This is a genomic window from Luteibacter yeojuensis (genome assembly GCF_000964085.1).
Taxonomy (GTDB): domain Bacteria; phylum Pseudomonadota; class Gammaproteobacteria; order Xanthomonadales; family Rhodanobacteraceae; genus Luteibacter; species Luteibacter yeojuensis_A.
Map to the genome: position 1 here is coordinate 117,667 of NZ_JZRB01000025.1, position 20,445 is coordinate 138,111.

A 20,445-nucleotide genomic window follows, 5' to 3' on the forward strand; every position below is an offset into this window, starting at 1 on the left:
CTGACACTTCCAGCGGCAGCCTTCCCCACGAGTGGCTCTGCTCCAATGGCTGACTTGCACGCCGTGCTACGCGTACAAGCGATGGTCGTGGAGTTCGGCGCCAAGAGCTACAGGGACGCCGCCGGTGCGACACACCCCGTCTCGCAGGACATGCTTAATAATCTTCAAGGCACGCTCAACGGCTCGCCGGTCCTTGCCGACGACATCAAGCGCGCAGCGACCATGGCGGACCCACTACAACCCTCGCACCGCATCCTGGAGTCGTTTGCGTTCACCGCACCAGGCGCTGGCGTGGGTGGCAGCTTCAACGCGCCAGGCCACGCCATGAATCTGGTGAGCGAGTCGCTCATCACGCGTGGATCGCAAGGCGCCGGCTCCTACAATCCCCACGACTTGACCTTCGTCATCGGCCACGAAGTCCAACACGGGTTCAACGCGCACGTCGCCGCGCAGGCGCGTACAGCGTTCGTGACCGATGTGCGCGCGCTGGCGGCCACCCGGGGGCCCGTGCACGATTACACTGCTTTAGTGGAGCGGTACATTCAGTCCGGTCGCGACGATGAAGCAGGTGCAGAAATAGCGGGATGGAATGCGCTGCGCAGCCGGGTCCAACACGATCAGGGACACGTCTCGCTGACGGACATGGCCAATGTGCTGCCCGCGCGCACTGCAGACTTTATTGAGCCGCATGGAGCAGGCTTCGTGGCTCACGCCAACCTCAAGCTCAACCCCGATTTGAGCTTGGCGCAGACGCCGGCCAATGTGGCGGCTATGGGACATAACTATTTTGACCGTCCCACAGCCACGCACCGTCAACCAGGGGACACGCGCAACACCATGGCCTTAGGCCACGGCGGGGTGCAGGATTATCCAAACTACTACGCCGGCTGGGCCGTGGCGACCATCGGTGCGGAAGAGCGTGTGGCTGCACACGGCCGGGGTCCGGCTCCGCAGATCCAGCTCAACATGACGCACGCGGGGCTATATGAGGACATGATGGAGAAGGCCGGCCTGAATCTGGCGCCCTCCAAGCGGTCCATCCCCTACCTTGACAGCAGCGCTCAGCCGGCGGTGCCACACACGTTCGACCATACCGCCGACGGACCGCACCAGTACCAGCATGTACCGGTGGCGCCGCAACGTCTGGACGATCCTGCGCACCCGGACCACGCTCTGTATCAACAAGTCCGCGGGCACGTCGTGGCGCTGGATAAGAGTCTCGGTCGCACTCCCGATGTGCACACTGACCAGTTGGCGTCGGCCACCGTTATTCAAGCCCGGGCTGATGGACTACAGCGCATCGATCAGATTGCGCTGTCCACCGATGGTCAGCGACTGTGGGCGGTACAAACACCGCCTGGGCGCACGGACCACCTGTTTGACTTACGGACCAGTGTTCCCACGGCTGAGGCCATGACACCGATGGACCAGAGTGGCGCCCAGTGGCCGCAGGCCATGCAGCAGTTTGAGCAGCATCAGGCGCAACAACAGCAACAAACGCAGAGCCAGCAACTCAACGCACAGCAGGCGCAAGGGCCGGTCATAACGCATGGCGGGCATGGCATGTAGCTGGAGACGGTGGCGGAGAGAGTGGGATTCGAACCCACGGTAGGCTTACACCTACGGCAGTTTTCAAGACTGCTGCCTTAAACCACTCGGCCATCTCTCCGTGTTCTTCTGCGCCCTAGAAGCGCCCCGGGGTTGCCCCGGCGCGGCGATTGTACCTGAATGCATTGCTGATCGCGCCCTCCAGTATCGCTCGCTCGGCCATATCAAATCTGATCGACCACTAGGGAAAAATACGGCACCTCACCATCGGGCCCTTCAAAACAAGTGACATATTGCCGACTTTCAGCGATTGATCTGCGGGCGAGTGAATCCATGCTCTCACCAGGCAGGGCCTCCGTATACCAGTTCGCCAACGCGAGCCGTAGTTTTCCGCTGGACATCAAGTAAACATCCCCGCCGAGGATCGTTGCTCCATCCTCCGCCAGAATATCAATCGCATGAAGCGTGGATCGTCTATCGAGCGCGATATCGGCAATGCAGAAGGCTTCCTGAAGGTCTAGCCCGTTGCTCGCGAGCAAATCCGCATATCGTTGAGGAAGGCTCATGATCTCAATTCCCGGGGCGCGGCACACCAATCTGCGAAAGCTTAGCTTGGCGAAGATGAGGGGATGCAGATCTCCGGTCCTCCGCTACGCCTAGACACACTAAGCGCGAACTGAACTTGACCCGGCATCCCGTGACGGAGTCAGGGACACTTCCAGGAACGAGTCATTTTCACCAAGCCGAGGGCATGACTGCGATAAAGAAGCCCCTCGCCCCCCTTTCTCTTGTGTGGACATCGAATGAGATTTGGCTTCACTTCATCCCAAAACTAAGCCAGTCCGGCTTCCCGATTGGACCAACGGCATGCTTGACCAATTCGAACTCCAGCAAGCGATTGTTCTTGTCTAAATAGATAGCCATATCCATGTCGGTACCATCTGAATCCTTGACGGTTCCTTCTAAAGGAAAGTGATCTTTGCCACGGAAGGCGTCTTGCCCACGGTACGGTGGACGCTGATAACCATCAATGTGGAAGACGACACGTGATCCATCGGGTGACGCCTCTTCGACGAAGCAATGCTCTAAGTCGGACATGAGCTGTTCGCGTTCATCATCCTTTCCAACCGCATTGGCCAAAGCAAAAAGCGCTTTCCTTTCCAGCTCTGTAAGTCGACGCATATCGATCATCACTTCACCTGGAATACCGTGCCAACGTTAACTTGACCGCCAGATAGAGGCAAAGCCCGGTATACGACGTGCATATCGTTAATCACGGGCCGCTCACAACGCGAGCACCCGGCCGGACCCAGCCATCCCGCCTTCCATCAGCCCGAGAGGCGTCCGCAACCCAATTCCGGGGACAACACTTCCGTGGGATACGAACACCACGTCGACTCCTCGTCTCTCACCCGGCTTGAGCTTTTCGGTGAGATTGGCGGTGAAGCGGTGTCGAAGCTGCCCGTCGAAGGAGATTTCTGCTTCAAACGGTCCCTCGGGTATCGGAGCCTCTCTTCCACCTGCCGATGTCGCCAAAAGCTCCAAAACAACCGTTGCGTCTCGCCTCATCTCATTCCCCGCGCGCGACGATCCCCGCCTCCCCTTGCAACGACTCAGTTGGCAAAAAGTGTTTCCTCGCCGTCGCTAAGGACGAAAGATGAAGGGCCCTCGGAATGAAGCGCATAGACGGCGCGCATACGGGGCGCACCCCATGAATTCATACCCGGTCACTTCTTCTTTCGCTTGGGAACAATAGCCTTGATTGCAGTACCCGGCGCCCCATGCAGGTCGATGCCTGTCTCCCCGCACACCATGAGACTGATACCGTAGGTAATGTTATCTGTTACGAAAGTTCCCGTGATTTCAACGAGTTTACCCGACAAGCCAGCTTCCTTGTCGATGTCACCGACGTTCACCAGGCTCAAGCAACCTGACGCCCTTTTCCAACCATCATCAGAATAAAAACGCCTGTCGACGATATACAGCTGCTCAGGGCCTATCCACAGGTAACCCTTGACCGTAACTTCCTGCCCTGAGAAAGATTCTCTATTCGCGTTGAGCGTGGACACATTTGGAACGGTTCGGGGTGGATCAGCGTCAGCCGAGGACAGAAGCGCAGACATGACCCAGACAATCATGGCGAATCTCCGTGCAGGACCGGGACGTCCGAGAAATAATTATTCTGACTTCGACCGAAGCGGTCATCGGTCGCGTTAAGATAACCTTCAATCTGCACTGCAAGCTGGTCGCAGCAGAAAAGGGGCACGGCCGTCTAGGACCATCCCTAGGTAACCACGCCGCTCGGTTGACCACCTCGTCGCCGCAACTCACCGATTCAATCTCAAAGAGCCGGCGATCCTAGCCCCGAGCATGCTTCACGGTGGCCCAACAGGCGTGTTTCTGGCGACACGCCAGAAGACGAACCCCGTGAACGCGCCGAGCAGTGAGTCAAGCACTCCGACAACGATAGAGGGCGCCCACGCCGACGCCCGTGGAGACGACATCGCTTGAGTCAGTGAGTTGGTCATGAAATAAAGCGTCGCAACCCAGCTGCACAGGACTCCAATGCACATGCAACCCCAGACGGTATCCCACCGTAGGGAGCGAAAGAGATAGAACGTTGGCACGCCTGGCACGATGGCGACGACGTAACACGCTGGAACCACAAGGAGGGTCGCCCACAACCCTTCAAGCGGGTTGCCGAAGAGGGACAACAACACAAGTATCGCCGCTGGCGTCAGGGGCGCCAACAGGAAGGCCAAGCCGATACGTCGTCCCGCTGTTCTCATCATGGGCATACATCGTCCGACACAAGGTCAGCCTACGTTTTTTCAAACCACGCGAAAGGAATCACAGTCAGATGCCTTGATGTGCTCTCCGTCGTGGCGCAGCGACTCGAGCTCAAAAAGCCGTTGCACCGAAAATGGCCTGATGCGGCAAAGCTACACGCGGAGGTCTCCGGCTTAGCTAACGAGCACCTCGAGAATCTCCGCCGTTCCAATAGTGTGACCGTAGATCAACTCGCAAGCTTCTTTTTCGATTAAGAACGGACGAGCATCGTCTGGTGCAAGAAAGGAAGGAGGTGTACCCGTAAACGCACGTCCGCATTCATCGTAAGTCCTAGTCCCATGGAAATTCCATGTGATAGCGCACCATCGGCTTGAACTGCTCCTGTTGCTGTTCGCGCAAGGCGGAGGCATCAATATTTCCGTCTACTGTAACGCTCTCAGCTGCCTTCAATACCGAAACTGGAATCGCCATACTTACCATGGTGTAAGGGCGCATCACCAATTCGCTGCATCGCCATGCGGGCATGGTAAGAGACATGGCTTGCGGACGACTAAACGCTTGCTCCCATCACCAGCACGCCGACTCAGACGCCGAGTGGGATTGTTCGCCGCTTCGCGACGATCCCTCCCGTTGGTCGGGACCGCCCTCCGGGCGTCCTGCGGCGGCTGCGCTTTAGCTAATCACTTCCAACCCAGCCATATACGGCCGAAGCACCTCAGGTACCTCGATGCTCCCGTCCTTCTGCTGGTAATTCTCCATCACGGCAACCAGCGTACGGCCAACCGCAAGGCCCGAGCCATTCAGCGTATGGGCCAGCTCCGGCTTACCGGTGGCCGGGTTCCGCCAACGCGCCTGCATGCGCCGCGCCTGGAAATCCGTGCAGTTCGAGCAGCTGCTGATTTCGCGGTAGGTCTGCTGGCTGGGCAGCCACACCTCGAGGTCGTACGTCTTGGCGGCGGCGAAGCCCATGTCTCCCGTGCACAGCATCAACTTGCGGTACGGCAGCTTCAGTGCCTTCAGCACCGCCTCGGCGTGGCCGACCATTTCCTCGAGGGCCTCGAAGCTGGTCTCTGGCGAGGTGACCTGCACCATTTCCACCTTCTCGAACTGGTGCTGGCGGATCATGCCGCGGGTATCGCGGCCGTAGCTGCCGGCCTCGGCGCGGAAGCACAGGGAGTGCGCGGTGAGGCGCATGGGCAGCTGGTCGGCCTCGACGATGGTGTCGGCGACGAGGTTGGTCAGCGCCACTTCCGAGGTGGGGATGAGGTAGCGCTTCTTGTCGTCGACCATGACGCCGAAGAGGTCTTCTTCGAACTTCGGCAGCTGGCTGGTGCCGTACATGGCATCCGCGTTCACGATGAGCGGGATGTTGTGTTCGAGATAGCCGTGCTGCGTGGTGTGCAGGTCGAGCATGAACTGGGCGAGCGCGCGATGCAGGTGGGCCAGCTGGCCGCGGAGCACCGTGAAGCGGGCGCCGCTGAGCTTCGCGCCGGCGTCGGCGTCGAGCCAGCCATGGCGGGCGCCCAGGTCGACGTGGTCGAGCACCGGGAAATCGAACGGGCGCGGGTGTTCCCAGCGCAGCACTTCGACGTTCTGGCTCTCGTCCTTGCCGATGGCCACCGAGGCGTCCGGCAGGTTCGGGATGCCCGAGGCGATGTCGGCCAGCTTGGCCTGCACATCCGCCAGGGCGTGCTCGTTGGCCTTCAGCTTGTCGCCGATGCCGGCCACTTCAGCCATGAGCGGGGCCACGTCTTCGCCCTTGGCCTTGGCCTGGCCGATGGCCTTGGAACGCGTGTTGCGCAGGTTCTGCAGCTCCTGGGTCTCGGTGGCGAGAGCCTTGCGCTCGGATTCCAGGCGCTCGATCGTGGCCACGTCGAGGTCGAAAGCGCGGGCGGCGCGCAGGCGCTCTGCCGTTTCGGCAAGGCGGCCGCGCAGGAGTGCGGGGTCCAGCATGGGTGCGTTCCTTCGGGGTCGAACGGGGATTATGGCAAAAAACCGCCCGCCACGGCCGGAACTCCGCCGGCCATGGCCACCACCGATCAGCCCGTGGCGCGCTTCCGGCTCAGCCACCAGCCCATGGCCGCCCCCGCGAGCAGCCAGCCGAACGCCTGTTCGATGAGGTACCCAAGGGTGAACGCCGTGGGGAACCGGTACCAGTTCCAGTACGGCACGCTGAGGGTGAGCCAGGTGAACACGCCGAAGCCGAGCCCGAACAGCAGGCCACGGCTGAACGAGGCCCCTGCCCTTATGAGCACCAGCGCGATGATGAGCGCCGCCAACGTATCGCCCACCCACTGGTGGAACAGGTTGTGCCCCATGGCCAGCGGGTTGCGGCCCTGGGGCTGGTAGACGATGAAGGCGTAGGGGTTGGCTTCGTTTTTCTGCGCGAAGGCCTGCTGGGCCTTGTCATCGCCGCGCATCGACGGGTCGAAGTGCGGAATGACGTAGACGCCCGGTTCCTGCGGCAAGGCGGTGCGCATCGTATCGAGCAGGCGGTTCTCGTCGATCGGCGCGCGCATCGACATCTCGCCCAGGGGCAGCACCATGTGCGCGAACGCACCCCACAGGAACATGACGAGGCCGCCGATCAGGGTGGCGATGGCGATGCGCATGGCGGCTCTCCCGGGTCCATTTGCCCGAGCGTACGACTGGGCGTGGGGCTGGGGAATCTGACTTATGGCACGGGTGCCGTCTACTCCTGTGGGAGCGCGCTCGCGCGCGATGCCTCCTGCCCCGAAACCATCCGCCCCAGCCCCAACGCCGCCGCCATCACCACCGGCATGCCAATGAACCACGGCAACACCGGCGACAACGCATACAACGCGGTACCCATCGCCGGCGCCAGTGAATCCTTCAGGTCCACCGCGACCGACGACGCCGCCATGTACGACGCGCGCCGGTGCGGCGGCGACAGCGCACTCACGGCCGTGGGCACGAGGGGCCCGACGAGCATGTGCGCGAGGCTGACGAGGCCCAGGGCGATGATCGCCGCCGGCAGGCTGGCCGAGGCCGAAAGCACGGCGAACGCGATGAGCGTGGCGACGCCTGCGACGAAGGTCAGCGACGAGGCCGGACGTTGCTCGGTGACGCGGGTGACAACGAGCTGCAGCACGGCCATCACCGCCGCGGAACCGGCGAACAACACGCCGACGCCCGACGCGCCCAAGGTGCCGGCATCGCGCATGTAGATCGGAAGCACGGCTTGCACCCAGTTGCCCACCACCTCGAAGGCGACGACCCACACCAGCAACATGGCGAGGCGGCGGTCGCGGAAGATCGGTGCGAGGGCCGACAGGCCTTCCTCCTCTTCGTCGTCATCGCCTTCGCCGTTGATGCCATGCGCAGTCTCGGCAAGGAACAACGCCACGACGAGGCCACCGACGAACAGCGGCGCACCTGCGACCAGGAACACCTGTTTCAACGAAGTCATGGCCACGAGGGCACCCAATAGCGGCCCCACCACATGGCCCACGCCCGACGCCACGACGGCCACGCTGAACCACCGGCGATGGCCCTCCTGCGGGATGACGTCGGCGATGACGGCCATGATGGTCGGGTGCAGCACGGACTCGAACAAGCCGGTCACCAGCAGGACGCCGGCGGCGGCGAGCCAGCCATGGACGAAGAACAAGGCGGCGATGCCGGCACCGACGCCCAGCGACGAGGCGATGAGGACGACACGCCGGCCCACGCGGTCGGCGATGCCGCCGACGAAGGGCGCGGCGAGCAGCTCGCCACCGGCATAGCAGCCGAACAACAGGCCCACCAGGGCGACCGGCACATGCGCCTCGCCGGTGGCCCACAAGGGCAGGAAGGGCACCAGCACGCCATCGGCGAGGCCGGCACAAAACATCAGCAGGCAGGCCAGCAAGGCCTGGGGAGGTATCTTGGTCATGTCAACCACTCGGCAAGCGACCTTCCACCCGGAAGGCCAGGACGCGCGTTGGTTGACGTGAACGCCTACGGCCGCCCGGACGGCACAGCGTGGAGCCCCGGGGAAGTTGTGGACCTATCTTGCCCGCGCTGCGGCCCGCTGGCTATTCGCGTTCCAAACCCCGCAAAACCCCAGCCACGCCCCTGTGGGAGCGCGCTTGCGCGCGATACCTATTCGCATTCCCCACCCCATGTAGGAGCGCACTCCGTGCGCGATGCCTTTTGCACAGCCGCCACAGGCCTTGCAGGCTTTCGCGAAAAGATGTCGCGCGCAAGCGCGCTCCTACACCTACAAGGGTATAGTCGGGCGGTCATGGTTTAGGGAGCGAGCTGTGAGCGGCATTGTCGATCTGCATGTATCGGAATACCGGCCCGGCGGCCGCATGGGGGAGCACCGCCACGACGAGGCCTGGTTCTGCCTCGTGGTCGATGGCACCTACGAGGAAAGCATCCTCGGCATGCGAAACGAGCACGGCCCAGGCGACCTGCTGTTCTGCCCGGCCGGCGCTACGCACGGCCAGCGCTTCGGCAGCGAGGGCGCGCGCAAGGTCATCTTCCATCCCGACGACACGCTGGCCGGCTTGCTGGCGGAACACCGCGCACGCCTCGACGGCCGGCCGCTGATGCACCGCTCGGCGAGCCTGCAGGCCATGGGCCGGCGCATCGTGCAGGCCCTCGCCATCGATGACGACCATGCCACGCTCAGCGCCGAGGCGCTTGCGCTCGACGTGCTCGCCGAAACCGGCCGTGGCCTTGCCGAACTCACGGTGATGGAACCCGGCTGGCTCCGCCGCGTTCGTGAATACCTGCACGAAGACCCGGCGCGCGATACGACGCTAGCCGACCTCGCCACCGTCGCCGGGCGCCACCCGGTGCACCTGGCCCGCAGCTTCCGCCTGTTCCACCACTGCACGCCGGGTGATTACCTGCGCCGCCTGCGCGTGGAGCGCGCCGCGCACTTGCTGCGCACCACGAAGAGGCCGCTGCTGGATATAGCCCTGGAATGCGGTTTTGCCGGCGCGGCGCAGTTCTCGCGCTCGTTCCGTGCCGTCCACGCCACCACGCCAACGGCGTGGCGCAAGGCATGCTAATCCGCGTAAAGCGTGGGGCCCGGGCCGCTGTTAGCGTGGCCCGATGAAGAAACGCTACCTCGCCTGCCTGATCGCCCTCGCCGCCTGCACGGCCCATGCCGCCGATAGCCATATCGACCCGTCGATCTGGTACCCCTCGGCGGACGCGGAAGCCGCCGATCGCACCGCGCTCACCGCCGACTGGAAGGCCGTGCCGGTGCTGCAGGACCCCGACCCGCAGGCCTTGCTCGACTACATGCACCGCGTCGAAGCGCTGCTCGCCCGGTCGCAGCGGCACGATGCGTGGTTGCACCTGCACACGGCGCTGGACGTCGACGACCATGCGTCCCGCGCGGCCCGTTCGGCGCTGGCGGAAGCGAAGCAGGCCGGCTACGACCGCATGCGAAAGACCCTGCGCAACGTGGGTGATGCAGGCTTCGCGAAGGCCACATCCGCCGTACCCGCCCTCGGCGAATACCACTGGCTGCTGGAACAGGCCACGCGCCATCAGCCCCATGAGCTACCCGAAGCCGAGCAGGCGATCATGGATGACATCGGCGACCAGGACAGCGAAGCGTTTTGGGCGATCTACCAGAAGACGCGCCGCGCCATGGACGGTGGCAAGGTACCCACGGCACACGGCGACCTCGATGCCATCAAGGACGCCGGCAAGCTCGCGAAAGACCCCGACCGCGCCGTACGCGAGCAGGCGTGGGAGCAGGAACAGAAGGCGCAGGCCGCGCAGGGTGAGACCTATGCCGCCACGCTCATGGGCATCGTGCGCCTCAACGACAAGGTGGCGAAGCTGCGCCACTTCGCGGACGCGCCGAACGACGTCTACTTCAGCCGCTTCCTGACGCGCGCGGATGTCGATGCCACGGCGAAAGCCGTGGAAGACAAGGCGCAGGTGCTCCAGGCCTATCAGGCCCTGCGCGCGAAGCACATTGCGAAGGTGCTTGGCATCGCCGACGTGCACAGCTGGGATCTGTCGGCGCCGCTTGACGACTTCACGCCACCGGCCTTCGACGAAGCCGCCATGCGCGACGTGATCCCGAAGGCCCTGGCGCCCATCGGTAGCGACTACAGCGCGCATTTCCGTGCCCTGCTCGACCCCGCGAACCACCGCACAGACTTGGCCACGACGCTGGGCACGCGTGAAAGCGACGCCTTCGCGATCGCCGCGCCCGGCGCACCGGCGACGCTCTTCATCTCCCAGTGGGTGCCGAAGATGGGCGCCGCCAGCGTGGTGGCGCACGAAGGTGGCCACGCCCTGAACCAGCAGCTGATGGACGAGCACGGCGTCTCGCCGTTCTACCGGGGCGGCCCGAACTGGATGATGGAAGGCATCGCGATCCTCAACGAGATGCTGTTTTACGAATACCTCTACCGCCACACCAACGACCCGGCGGCTAAGGCGTACTACTTGCAGTCTCAGCTCGACGAAATGACGTTCGAGATCTTCACCTCGGCTGAGGAAGCGCAGCTGGAAGCGGGCATCTACGACGGCGTGGTGGCGGGCAAGTTCAAGAACGCCGCCGATCTGGATGCCTTCACGCTGGACACCGCCAAGCGCTTCGAGATCTGGCCCGCGAAGGATCCGGAGCTCGCCCACGCGTGGATGGGCAAGCGCTTGATGTACCAAGACCCGCTTTACCTCGCGAACTATCTCTACGCCGGGCTGCTGGCCACGAAGATGTTCGCCATGGCCACGAAGGACCCGACGGATTTCCAGAAGCGTTATGCGGCGCTGATGGCCGAAGGGTTCGACGCACCGCCGAAGGAGCTGCTGAAGCACTTCTTCGGGAAGGATTTGAGTCCGGCAGAGCTGGTGGATGCGGATATGACGGTGATCCAGGCGAAGGTCGCCGCGCTGGGCAAGCTTTACAAATAACGCCGCTCCCCTGTAGGAGCGCGCTTGCGCGCGATTGCTTTTCGAACAGCCGCCACAGGGTGTGATTCGTGGTCGCGAGAAGATTTCGCGCGCAAGCGCGCTCCTACAAGGGAGCAGGCCAGGCGCTATTTCTTCCGCGCCGCCGCGCGCGCCTCACGCAACGCCCCAAGCTTCTCCCGTAGCTTTACTTCCAGCCCGCGGTCCACCGGCTCGTAGAACGTCGTCCCCACGAGCTCATCGGGCAGGCACACCTGGTCGAGCGCGATGCCGCCTTCAGCGTCGTGGTCGTACTGGTAGCCCTGGCCGTACCCAAGCCCCTTCATGAGCTTGGTGGGCGCGTTGCGCAGGTGCATGGGCACGTCGAGCGTGCCCATCTCGCGCACCACGGCCTTGGCCTTGTTGTAAGCCATGTATGCCGCGTTGCTCTTGGGCGCGATGGCGAGCCAGATGGCGAGCTGGGCCAGGCCGAGTTCGCCTTCGGGGCTGCCGAGGCGCTCGTAGGTATCCCAGGCGTCGAGCGCCATGCGCCACGCGCGCGGCTCGGCCAGGCCCACGTCTTCCACGGCCATGCGCGTCATGCGCCGGGCGAGGTAGAGCGGGTCGCAGCCGCCGTCGAGCATGCGGGTGAGCCAGTACACGGCCGCGTCGGGGTCGGAGGAACGCACCGACTTGTGCAGCGCCGAGATCTGGTCGTAGAACTGTTCGCCGCTTTTGTCGAAACGGCGCGTGCGGTCGGCCAGCACCTGCTCCAGGGTGGCGTCATCGATGCGCCCGCCTTCGGCGAGTTCCGCGGCGATTTCCAGCAGGGTGAGCGCGCGGCGCACGTCGCCATCCGCGGCGGAAGCGATGAGCTTCAGCGTGGCGTCGTCCACGGCGAGGCCCAGCTCGCCGATGCCGCGGTCGGCATCGCCCAGCGCGCGGCGCAGCGCGGCCACGATGTCATCGGCGCTGACGGCATCCAGCACGTGCACGCGGCAGCGCGACAGCAGCGCGGAGTTGAGTTCGAACGAGGGGTTTTCAGTGGTGGCGCCGACGAAGATGATGACGCCGCGCTCGATATACGGCAGGAACGCATCCTGCTGCGCCTTGTTGAAGCGGTGCACCTCGTCCACGAACAGCACGGTGCGGCGCCCCTGGGCGAAGTTGCCCTCGGCCTCGGCCAGCGCCTTGCGTACATCGGGCAGCCCGCTCATCACCGCGGAGATGGCGCGGAAATCGGCATCGGCGTAGCGGGCCACGAGCAGCGCCAGCGTGGTCTTGCCGCAGCCGGGCGGCCCCCACAGGATCATGGAATGCACACGGCCGGCCTCGAGCGCACGGCGCAGCGGCTTGCCCTCGCCCACCACGCGCTGCTGGCCAACGATCTCGTCGAGGCCGCGCGGGCGCATGCGCTCGGCGAGGGGTTTGAGGGCTTCGGGTTCGGCGAACAGGCCGGGGGCTTGGTAGGACGGCATACCCCCTATTATCGCGCGTCTTCGGGGTCCTCGCCCGTCGGCGGCGGCTTGCGCAGCAGCGTGGCCGCCATGCCGGCCACCAGGGCCGCGCCCAGCAGCAGCACGATCCACAGCAGCGGGCGGGTCCAGTCGATGCCCGTGGCACCGACAAGCGCCTTGCGCCCTGCCAGTTCATGGCCTTCGCCAAGGCTCGCCGCCTCGGGCCGCCAGGCGGCGCCGTTGCGGGTGCGCAGGGCGGCCATGGCATCGTCGATGGGCCACGCGGCGCGCCGGCCGCCGGCACTGCCCACCTGCAGGCGGTACGGCGGCTCGCCCTCGGGCAGGAACACGAAGCGGTCGGGGCGCCAGCCCACGGCCAGCCGGGGCGGGCTGCGCAGCGGGGTCGGCGAATGCAGCCGGATAAGGTCGCGGCGCGCCGGGTTGAAACCGAGCGGGCGGTTGTCGGCGCCGGGCGTCACGACGATGGTGCCCAGGCTGTCGCCGCTCACCGGCCCGGTGATGGCGGTGACGGACAACCGCGCCACGCTATCGCCCTGCCCCAGCGCCACGCGGACGGCGCTGACCGGCAGCGCGGCCGGCAACTTGTAATCGTAATCCGCACCGCCGCCGCTGGCCGTGGTCGCGGTGCTGGCCACGTCGGTCCACGCTCGCTTTGCTTCGTCGCGGGCCGCGGCGTCCACGACGCCACCGGAAAGGGTCACCCGGGCCCCGTCGCCCCATGGGGCATCGTCGCTGCCGGTACGCACGCGGTAGTACCGCGCCGCGGGGCCGGCGAGCGTCACCACGCGGGCATCGACGGCCCCGTCGCCGTGGCCCAACGTGACGATGGAGGCGCCCGCGATGCGCGGCTGCCAGTCCTGCAGGTTGGTGCTGGCGTCGATGTCGACGGTGAGCTTCACGTCGCGCTGCGTCGGCGGGAACTCGACGCGCTCGGCCGCGATGGGCGTACGCGCATCGAACAGCCACTCGTGCACGCTGCCGGTGGCCGCCGCCGCGCCGGGCTCGATCACGATGTCGCCGTTGGTGCTACGGCGGATGCTGGGGCCCGCGGCGCTGTCGGATCCGTTGGGCACGGGCAGCAACGCCGCGTCCATGGTCACGGGGTGCGTCGTGGCGGGGGCGGGCCAGTACGGGCCCATGGCCACCTCGCGCCCTTTCGCGTCGACCACCACCACGTCGGCCAGGTCGGCGTCGGGCAGCGCCCACGCGTAGGCCTGCTCCGGCAGCTCGACGAGATAGGCCGCGGCACCCTTGGGCGCCGTGATGGGCCAGGTATAGGCATAGGCCGTGTCGTCGCCCGCATGGGCGGGTGTCAGCACCGCGCCCAGCGCGGCCACGTAGATCACGAACAGGCCGACGCGGCCATCACGACGCATGGTGGGAATCCGGTGCATTGACGGTGGCCTGCCTTGGCGGTGCGGGTGCGAGGTAACCGATGACCGTGCACAGCAGGCCATAGGCGATGAACGAAGCGATGCCGAACAGATTGCCCAGGTGGCCGCGGTCGACGAGGAGAAGCTTGGCCAGCACCAGCGCCATGCAACCTGCGCCGGCCATCCACAGCAGGCGCTGGCCGCGTTTCGAGCCAAGCACCCAGGCCACGACGCCGATGGCGCTCCACACGACGGTAAGCCACAACTGGGCCAGGCTGGAGGCACCCATGTGGCTATCCCAGGGCACGCCGCCCAGGTGGTGCACCGCGCGCAGCGTCATGCTGGTGGCGACCGCAAAGAACGCCACCGCGAGGACGGCGGGCCGCGGGCCGCGCACGGCGGCGGGTACCTCGTTGTCCCACAGTGTGCGGGCGACAAGGCCGAACACCGATACAAGCGCGAGCTCCACCGGGTTGAGCACGGGGATGAAAGGCAACGGGGCCGGGTTGCCCGCGGTACCCAGCGCGACGACGCCGATGCACAGGCTGAGGAAGAGCCCCCCAACGCCGACAACGCGACGAATCGCATGCGCGTGTTCCGGCAGCGGTGGCGTGATCGCACGCGGCCACCACAAGGCGAGCTTGGTGAGCAGCAGCGTGGGCGCCACGTAGGCCAGGAACACCCAGCCATCCCCCACCGCCGGCTGGAAGCCAAAGGCCGCGTGCGTGCCGACGGCGATGAGCACCAGCCAGCGCGCCCACCACACCGCCTGGCCGGTGACGGCGGCGCCTGCATGCTTCACCACCGCGCGCAGCGAGAACCAGCCCGTGGCAGCCGCGACCGCCAAGGCGGCCAGCGGCCAGCCAGCGAAGACCTGGATACCGTCCGCATCCGCAAAGCCAGCCACGGCCAGCGTCACCAGCAAGGCGAGCGGCACCGACCAGGCAAGCACCAGGCCAAGGTCGAGCTTGCGCACGTGGCGGTCGGCGAGCGCCAGCAACGCGCCGGTGGCGGAAAGCACTGCCATGAAGGCGGCCCAGCGAGCGGCCTCGTCATGTACGAAGGTGTCGATCTCCACGCTGAAGCCACCCAGCCACCACGCCACCGCCCACGCGAGCAGGCCCATGCGTGCCAGGCCGCCGATGCCCTTGGACGTGCTGTGGCGGTCGTACTGCCACAGGCACACGACGGCGCCGAGCGTGATGAGCATCGAACCCACGAACGCCGCGTTGAGGAAGGGCGTGGCGCCGTAGTGGTTCGCGAAGATTTCCGAGAGCGCCCACGCACCACCGGACAGCAGCTGCAAACCCATGCCACCCCAGCGCGGCAGGCGGCGCTGCTGGCGGAACCCCAGCCACACCAGCCCGGCGCCTTCCAGCGCAAAGACGCACGCGGTGATGCTTGCGCTCAACGCCAGCGGCACGGCCAGCGTGGCAAAGGCCACGGCGAGCACGGCCCACGTTTCGCGCAGCAGTGCCATGTCCTCGCGGTGGCGCACCGCGAACGCGATGGCCACGTACAACGCCGCCGCCACCAGCGCGGACATCGCCAGCGGCATCGGCGCCCAGTCGAGCAACGCACCCTGCAGCAGCAGGCTGACAATGGGGGTACCGAACATCAGGCCGCCATCGAGGATGGCGCGGTCGCGGCGCGGCGAGCGCAGCACGTGCAGCCACGGCACCGCCACGTAAAGCAGGAAGAACAGGATGAGGAAGGGCTCGGTGCTGTTGAACAGCGCGGGCTTGTACGCCAGCACGCCCCACGCGGTGCCGACGCCGAACGTGCCGACGAAGCCGAGCACGTTGAGGATGCGCCACGCCTTCTTCCACGCGATGCCAAGGATGCCCAGGTTAAGCACCGCGTAGTACGAGAACAGCGCCACGTGGTTGCCCTGCCCCGACGACGCGATGATCGGCGCGGCAAACCCCGCGACGAGGCCAAGCACGGCCAGCGCCAGCGCATCCTGCAACACGGCGAGGATGCCCAGCGAGCCGACGAAGACCACCAGCAGCACGAAGGCCGGCAGCGAATCGATGAGCCCGTAGAGCCGGTACGCGGCGAACACCGTCATCACCAGTACGCCCAGCGCACCGCCCTGCAGCGAGAGCGCAAACGAGCGCCGCTTATCGCGCTGCAGCCAGCCAAACGCGACGCCGGCGACAGCAGCGAGCGCGACGATCGCAAGACGGACGGAAATGGGAACGTGTAGCAGCCCCTGGTCGGTGGCGTACTTCAGGAAGGCGGCGATGCCGGCGAACAGCACCAGCATGCCCACTTTCACCGGCACGTTGCCTTCGGTGAACCAGCGCTTCGCCGTGTCGAAGAAACGCTCGACGGGCGACGGGCCCGTGGGTTCCGCGGGTGCGGCGGGCGCCGGGGCCTGCCAGGCGGGCGGGATCGGTGGGGCTGGCGGCGTATAGGTACGCGCGGCAGCGGGAACCGGCGGCGCGGAAGCCGCTGTCGGCATCGGGGGTGGTTCCGCTTCGGTTGATCGCGGCCAAGGCCGCTCCCACCCCTCTGCCGAATCCGCGGGTACCGTCGGCAGCGTGTGGGAGCCCGCTTCGCGGGCGATAGGCGCCGGGGGCGCCGCAGGTGACCGGCTAGCCAGCACCTCGGCCCGCAACTGCGCCAGCTCCTGCCGCGTCTGCGACAGCCGCGCCCAGAGCAGCCCAATGGCAAAGCCGGCAACGGCGCCCTCGACGCCCTGCCCGACAAAGCCACCCACGATGGCACCGACGATCGCCCACACCACGTACATGCCCTTGCCTACCTCACCACATCCCTTGTCGTGCTGCGGAGTCTTGCACGAAATCCGGGCGCCATGTGGGAGCGCGCTTGCGCGCGATGGGGGTTACTGCGAGTACCCATCGCGCGCGAGCGCGCTCCCACAAGGGGGGGGTTAGTGCACTGGCTGGGTTTGCAGCACCGGGGCGTCGCCGATCACGTCGGTGCCCTTGGGCGGCACGAAGTTGAACGTGTCGGCGGGGATGGCCGTGTTTTTCTGCCAGCCCGCGAACAGGATGCGGGTGGTGTTGCCGAGCTGGTCCTTGAACTCCATGCGGGCCAGGCCCGTGGCGTCGAAGCCAAGGTCGGCGTAGTCGAAGGCCGGGTCCTTCGCGGTGCTGGCCAGGCGCAACCACTGCAGGCCGTCGTGCTCGCCCTGCTCGGTGACCTTGAAGTAACCCTTGTCGAGCTGCGAAAGGTCGGTAAGCACGGTGAGCGGGCTCTGCGCTTCCTCGGTGCTCTGCTTGCGCACGGTGACCTGTTCCAGGTCGGGGTCGTACAACCACACGCGGCTGCCGTCGGCGACGATGGTCTGCTTGGTCGGCGCGGCAACCTCCCAGCGGAACTGGCGCGGCGCCTCGAGCGAGACGACACCCGTGGTGGTCTTGCCCGGGCCGCCATTCACGTCGTACAGCGTCTGGCTGAAGCGGCCGGTGAGCGAGTGCAGGCCCTTCGAGAAGGCATCCAGCCGCTCGCGCGCCGGGCCGGCGGCAGCGAAGGCAGGCAGGCTGAGCACGAGCAGCGAGGCGGCGAGCAGGAAGCGTTTCATGGCGAAGGTCCAGGCAGTGACGGCGCGATTGTCAGCGATCGGTTTCGAACAGCGACTTAAGCATGTCGATGGCTTCAGCCGGCGAGATCTCGCCGGCCTCCATCTTCTCGCTGATATCCGCGATGGCCTTGCCGTCGCGGTGCCAGTACGGCGCCGCGCGGGTGGCCGTGTGCGCGGGCCGGGCTTCCTGGCCGAGCACGACGATTTCGGCCAGTTCGCCCTGCTCCGCGAAGATCACTTCGAGCGCGTCGTCCACCTCGGCCGTGTGGCCGGCGGGGTAGTCGCGCACCACGGTGCAGGTGCGGCCATCCTCGGCGCGCAGTTCCAGGCCCGGAATGGACGGGTTGAGCTCGAACACGTTCTCGACCTCGTCCAGCACTTCGCGGTTGGGCGTGAGGTCGCCGGCGACGAGCAGGCTCCAGGGGCGCTGGCGCAGCGCACCCGGCTTGATGGCGTTCATGGGGTTAATCCTTCGGGGGCGGCGGCGCCAGCACTTCGCGGTTGCCGTTGTGCTGCGGCGCGCTGACGATGCCGTCCTGCTCCATCTGCTCGACGAGGCGGGCGGCACGGTTGTAGCCGATGCGCAGGTGGCGCTGCACGCCGGAGATGGAGGCGCGGCGCGTCTCGGTTACCACGCGCACGGCGCGATCGTACAGCGCGTTGTCGCTGTCGGCGTCGCCGTCGGCTTCCTGCGGCAGGCCGCTGTCGTTGATGATCTTGCCATCGGCCGTGCTCTGCACTTCCTCGAGCACGCCTTCGATGTAGTTGGGCGCACCCTGCGCGCGCAGCCACTCGACCACGTTGTGCACCTCGTGGTCGTCGACGAAGGCGCCGTGGACGCGCTCGGGCTGCGCCGTGCCGGGGGGCAGGTAGAGCATGTCGCCGTGGCCCAGCAGGGCCTCGGCACCGCTCTGGTCGAGGATGGTGCGCGAGTCGATCTTGGACGAGACCTGGAACGCGATGCGCGTGGGGATGTTGGCCTTGATGAGGCCGGTGATGACGTCGACCGACGGGCGCTGCGTGGCCAGGATGAGGTGCACGCCGGCGGCGCGCGCCTTCTGCGCCAGGCGGGCGATGAGTTCCTCGACCTTCTTGCCGACGATCATCATCATGTCGGCGAATTCGTCGATGATGATGACGATGTGCGGCAGCGGCTCGAGCGGCTCGGCCACCATGCCGGGCATATCCGGGTTGGCGCGGAACAGCGGGTCGAGCAGCGGCTGGCCGCTGTTCTCGGCGTCCTTCACCTTCTTGTTGAAACCGCCGAGGTTGCGCACGCCCACCGCGGCCATGAGCTTGTAGCGGCGCTCCATCTCGGCCACGCACCAGCGCAGGGCGTTGGCGGCTTCCTTCATGTCGGTGACGACCGGCGCCAGCAGGTGCGGGATGCCCTCGTACACCGAGAGCTCGAGCATCTTCGGGTCGATCATGATCATGCGCACGTCCTTGGCGCTGCTCTTGTAGAGCAGGCTGAGGACCATGGCGTTGACCGCCACCGACTTGCCCGAACCGGTGGTGCCGGCCACGAGCAGGTGGGGCATCTTGGCGAGATCGGCCACGACGGCCTTGCCGCCAATGTCCTTGCCCAGTGCCAGCGCCAGCGGCGACTTCACCTGGTCGTAGCGCTCGGATTTGAGGATCTCCGAGAGGTAGACGATCTGCTTCTTGGTGTTCGGGATTTCCAGGCCGATGACGTTCTTGCCCGGGATGACGTCCACCACGCGGACGCTGACCACGGACAGGCCGCGGGCGATGTCCTTGTCGAGGCTGCTCACCTGGCTGCCACGGACGCCGGCCGCGGGCTCCAGTTCGAAACGGGTGATGACGGGGCCGGGGTACACGCCGGCCACGCGGGCCTCGACGCGGAAATCGCGCAGCTTCAGCTCGACCTGGCGCGACAGCACCTCGAGTGTTTCTTCCGAGTAGCCCGGGCCCTGCGGCGGGGCTTCGTCGAGCAGCGACAGCGGCGGCACCTCGCCATCCATCGATGCGCCGGTGAACAGGGGGATCTGGTTCTCGCGCACGGCGCGGTCGCTCTTGACGACCATGGGCGCGGGGGTCTCGATGCGGACCGGCTCGCGCTTCGCCTGCTTCACGGCCTCGGCCTTCTTGACCACCTCGCGCTCGGCGCGGGCGGAACGGGCGGCCATGACCTCGGGCGCCTGGCGCACCTTGCCGCCGAACCAGCCGCCGATCTTCATGACCAGCTCGCCGGTGGCGTCCATGAGCCGGAACCACGACAGGCCGGTGGCCAGCGTGATGGCGATGAGGCACACCGCGAGCAACAGCAGCGGTGCGCCCTTGTCGCCGAAGGCATTGTGCAGGCCGTGGCCCACCCACTTGCCGACGATGCCGCCGGGGCCTTCGGGCAGCACGGGGGCATCGACGTTGAGGTAGACCAGCGCCGGTGCCGTGATGAAGAAGAAGACGAAGCCGATGAGCCGCAGGGAGGGCTCCCAGGGCTGCACGTTGCGCTCGCCGCGGTGGCGGATGACCTGGATGCCCAGGGCCAGCAGCAGCAGCGGGAAGAAGTAAGAGACCAGCCCGAAGATGTACCGCAGCAGGTTGGCGATGTTCGCGCCCACCGCGCCACCGAAGTTGGTGGCGTGCTCGGCCACGCCCATGTGGCCCCAGCTGGGATCCTGGTCGTTGTAGCTGAGCAGGCATACCAGCAGGTAAAGGGCGAGCGGGAGCAGCAGCAGCGCCCCCGCCTCACGGAGCCGGCGCTTGAGCTCGTCGCTCAAGCCCGGCCGTTCGGCCCTGGGCTGGGCCCGGGCCGATTTCTTGACTACCTTCGCGCTGCGCGCCACTTAGCGAACTACTCCGGCTTCGG

The 20,445-nt window shown here is 66.1% G+C and carries 16 protein-coding genes and 1 tRNA gene; 3 read left to right on the top strand and 14 right to left on the bottom strand.

Going from position 1 to position 20,445, the window contains the following annotated elements; all coding sequences use genetic code 11:
* Positions 1–63: 63 nt before the first annotated feature.
* Positions 64–1,569, top strand: coding sequence for an XVIPCD domain-containing protein (locus tag VI08_RS22065; protein WP_332308642.1), 1,506 nt, complete (start codon positions 64–66; stop codon positions 1,567–1,569).
* 10 nt (positions 1,570–1,579) lie between these two features.
* Here the strand turns inward: VI08_RS22065 and VI08_RS12405 are convergent.
* The 8 genes from VI08_RS12405 to VI08_RS12435 form a co-directional block, all read right to left on the bottom strand.
* A tRNA-Ser gene (locus VI08_RS12405) sits at positions 1,580–1,669 on the bottom strand.
* A gap of 103 nt (positions 1,670–1,772) precedes the next feature.
* The gene (locus VI08_RS12410; RefSeq protein WP_045829892.1) at positions 1,773–2,114 is read right to left on the bottom strand and encodes an Imm40 family immunity protein; all 342 of its coding nucleotides are present in this window, start codon (positions 2,112–2,114) and stop codon (positions 1,773–1,775) included.
* A gap of 250 nt (positions 2,115–2,364) precedes the next feature.
* A complete protein-coding gene (locus VI08_RS21810; protein ID WP_157006715.1) occupies positions 2,365–2,739 on the bottom strand; it encodes a DUF6984 family protein in 375 nt (124 codons plus the stop codon).
* A gap of 536 nt (positions 2,740–3,275) precedes the next feature.
* The gene (locus VI08_RS12415; protein WP_045829893.1) at positions 3,276–3,686 is read right to left on the bottom strand and encodes a hypothetical protein; all 411 of its coding nucleotides are present in this window, start codon (positions 3,684–3,686) and stop codon (positions 3,276–3,278) included.
* Positions 3,687–4,668: 982 nt separating this feature from the next.
* Positions 4,669–4,833: a hypothetical protein gene (locus tag VI08_RS21815; protein ID WP_157006718.1), complete on the bottom strand. Its 165-nt coding sequence runs from the start codon at positions 4,831–4,833 to the stop codon at positions 4,669–4,671.
* 177 nt (positions 4,834–5,010) lie between these two features.
* A complete protein-coding gene (serS, locus tag VI08_RS12425) occupies positions 5,011–6,291 on the bottom strand; it encodes a serine--tRNA ligase (protein WP_045829895.1) in 1,281 nt (426 codons plus the stop codon).
* A gap of 86 nt (positions 6,292–6,377) precedes the next feature.
* Positions 6,378–6,950 (bottom strand): hypothetical protein, encoded by a 573-nt coding sequence (locus VI08_RS12430; RefSeq protein WP_045829896.1) that lies wholly within the window; start codon positions 6,948–6,950, stop codon positions 6,378–6,380.
* Between the two features lie 80 nt (positions 6,951–7,030).
* A complete protein-coding gene (locus VI08_RS12435) occupies positions 7,031–8,233 on the bottom strand; it encodes an MFS transporter (protein WP_045829897.1) in 1,203 nt (400 codons plus the stop codon).
* 370 nt (positions 8,234–8,603) lie between these two features.
* On the opposite strand from VI08_RS12435, the gene VI08_RS20910 reads away from it, so the two are divergent.
* Both VI08_RS20910 and VI08_RS12445 read left to right on the top strand, forming a co-directional pair.
* Positions 8,604–9,362, top strand: a complete 759-nt coding sequence (locus VI08_RS20910; protein ID WP_052697879.1) for an AraC family transcriptional regulator — start codon at positions 8,604–8,606, stop codon at positions 9,360–9,362.
* 43 nt (positions 9,363–9,405) lie between these two features.
* Positions 9,406–11,232, top strand: a complete 1,827-nt coding sequence (locus VI08_RS12445; RefSeq protein ID WP_045829898.1) for a M3 family metallopeptidase — start codon at positions 9,406–9,408, stop codon at positions 11,230–11,232.
* Positions 11,233–11,357: 125 nt separating this feature from the next.
* Here the strand turns inward: VI08_RS12445 and VI08_RS12450 are convergent, their stop codons facing one another.
* The 6 genes from VI08_RS12450 to VI08_RS12475 form a co-directional block, all read right to left on the bottom strand.
* The gene (locus tag VI08_RS12450) at positions 11,358–12,686 is read right to left on the bottom strand and encodes a replication-associated recombination protein A (protein WP_045829899.1); all 1,329 of its coding nucleotides are present in this window, start codon (positions 12,684–12,686) and stop codon (positions 11,358–11,360) included.
* 8 nt (positions 12,687–12,694) lie between these two features.
* Entirely contained in the window at positions 12,695–14,062 is a 1,368-nt protein-coding gene (locus tag VI08_RS12455; RefSeq protein WP_045829900.1) for a DUF3999 family protein, read from the bottom strand.
* Positions 14,052–16,817: a DUF2339 domain-containing protein gene (locus VI08_RS12460; RefSeq protein WP_045829901.1), complete on the bottom strand. Its 2,766-nt coding sequence runs from the start codon at positions 16,815–16,817 to the stop codon at positions 14,052–14,054. The genes VI08_RS12455 and VI08_RS12460 overlap by 11 nt, the downstream gene beginning before the upstream one ends.
* Positions 16,818–16,958: 141 nt before the next feature.
* Positions 16,959–17,612: an outer membrane lipoprotein chaperone LolA gene (gene lolA / locus VI08_RS12465; protein WP_045829902.1), complete on the bottom strand. Its 654-nt coding sequence runs from the start codon at positions 17,610–17,612 to the stop codon at positions 16,959–16,961.
* Positions 17,613–17,643: 31 nt separating this feature from the next.
* The gene (locus VI08_RS12470; RefSeq protein ID WP_045829903.1) at positions 17,644–18,072 is read right to left on the bottom strand and encodes a hypothetical protein; all 429 of its coding nucleotides are present in this window, start codon (positions 18,070–18,072) and stop codon (positions 17,644–17,646) included.
* A gap of 4 nt (positions 18,073–18,076) precedes the next feature.
* The gene (locus tag VI08_RS12475) at positions 18,077–20,422 is read right to left on the bottom strand and encodes a DNA translocase FtsK (RefSeq protein ID WP_045829904.1); all 2,346 of its coding nucleotides are present in this window, start codon (positions 20,420–20,422) and stop codon (positions 18,077–18,079) included.
* Positions 20,423–20,445: the final 23 nt, after the last annotated feature.

Coding starts and splice junctions, on each gene's coding strand:
- serS (WP_045829895.1), bottom strand. CDS start 6,291: ATGCTGGACCCCGCACTCCTGCGCGGCCGCCTTGCCGAAACGGCAGAG.
- VI08_RS12445 (WP_045829898.1), top strand. CDS start 9,406: ATGAAGAAACGCTACCTCGCCTGCCTGATCGCCCTCGCCGCCTGCACG.
- VI08_RS12435 (WP_045829897.1), bottom strand. CDS start 8,233: ATGACCAAGATACCTCCCCAGGCCTTGCTGGCCTGCCTGCTGATGTTT.
- VI08_RS12460 (WP_045829901.1), bottom strand. CDS start 16,817: ATGTACGTGGTGTGGGCGATCGTCGGTGCCATCGTGGGTGGCTTTGTC.
- VI08_RS21810 (WP_157006715.1), bottom strand. CDS start 2,739: ATGATCGATATGCGTCGACTTACAGAGCTGGAAAGGAAAGCGCTTTTT.
- VI08_RS12450 (WP_045829899.1), bottom strand. CDS start 12,686: ATGCCGTCCTACCAAGCCCCCGGCCTGTTCGCCGAACCCGAAGCCCTC.
- VI08_RS12455 (WP_045829900.1), bottom strand. CDS start 14,062: ATGCGTCGTGATGGCCGCGTCGGCCTGTTCGTGATCTACGTGGCCGCG.
- VI08_RS21815 (WP_157006718.1), bottom strand. CDS start 4,833: ATGCGCCCTTACACCATGGTAAGTATGGCGATTCCAGTTTCGGTATTG.
- VI08_RS12410 (WP_045829892.1), bottom strand. CDS start 2,114: ATGAGCCTTCCTCAACGATATGCGGATTTGCTCGCGAGCAACGGGCTA.
- lolA (WP_045829902.1), bottom strand. CDS start 17,612: ATGAAACGCTTCCTGCTCGCCGCCTCGCTGCTCGTGCTCAGCCTGCCT.
- VI08_RS12430 (WP_045829896.1), bottom strand. CDS start 6,950: ATGCGCATCGCCATCGCCACCCTGATCGGCGGCCTCGTCATGTTCCTG.
- VI08_RS12470 (WP_045829903.1), bottom strand. CDS start 18,072: ATGAACGCCATCAAGCCGGGTGCGCTGCGCCAGCGCCCCTGGAGCCTG.
- VI08_RS12415 (WP_045829893.1), bottom strand. CDS start 3,686: ATGATTGTCTGGGTCATGTCTGCGCTTCTGTCCTCGGCTGACGCTGAT.